Raw genomic sequence first — 802 nt, 5'->3', positions numbered from 1 at the left:
CCTAAGGGTGGCAAGACCGACAGTCACTATCGCAGACTACAGCGATTTTTTGCCGAAGCGAGGATAGACTACGATCAACTGGCTTTAATGATATATCGACTATTTGGGCTAGGCAAAGTCACCTTAACCATTGACCGCACCAACTGGAAATGGGGTAAAAGTAACCTCAACATCTTTATGCTAGGGGTGGTATATAAAGGGATAGCCATCCCCTTATACTGGCAAATGCTAGATAAGCGAGGTAATACAAACCATCTTGAACGCTGTGAACTTATTGAGCGGTTTATCAAACAATTTGGCAAAGATAACCTTGAGATGATAGTAGCAGACAGAGAGTTTGTTGGCGAAAAATGGTTTAACTGGCTCACCAATAATCACATACCCTTTGCCATACGGATTAAGAAGAACAGTAAAGTTAAGAATCATCATGGCAAGTTGGTACAGATTAAAGAGTTATTACGCCATGTTAGCCATCAAGAAACATATCGACATGGGCGAATACTGACTGTCGATGGTTGTTTGGTTCGAGTATTTGCCAAGCGTGATAAAGACTACGGTTTAGTGATTGTGGCCACCAATCAACTAGAAACAGTGGATGCGATGACAAGCTATGCTAAGCTAAGCGTTGGGAGATTGAGACTTTATTTGCTTGTCTAAAGGGCCGTGGCTTTAATCTTGAAGATACCCACTTAACCCATCTTGATCGGGTCAGTAAATTAGTCGCAGTGAACGCCTTAGCATTTTGTTGGGCTTATCATGTCGGTATTTATAAAGACAAAGATAAGCCGTTAAAGCGCAAGTT

1 protein-coding gene is annotated in these 802 nt (G+C 41.8%); it reads left to right on the top strand.

The features are described from left to right. On the top strand, positions 1–657 hold a 657-nt coding region (locus CXF69_RS00550), incomplete at its 5' end, for a transposase (protein WP_145990103.1). Positions 658–802 lie beyond the last annotated feature (145 nt).

Origin of the sequence: Psychrobacter sp. Choline-02u-9 (assembly GCF_002836505.1) — a bacterium.
Classification (GTDB): Bacteria; Pseudomonadota; Gammaproteobacteria; order Pseudomonadales; family Moraxellaceae; genus Psychrobacter.
The sequence above is the reverse complement of the archived record's forward strand: the minus strand, read 5'-3'. Positions and strand labels throughout refer to the sequence as shown.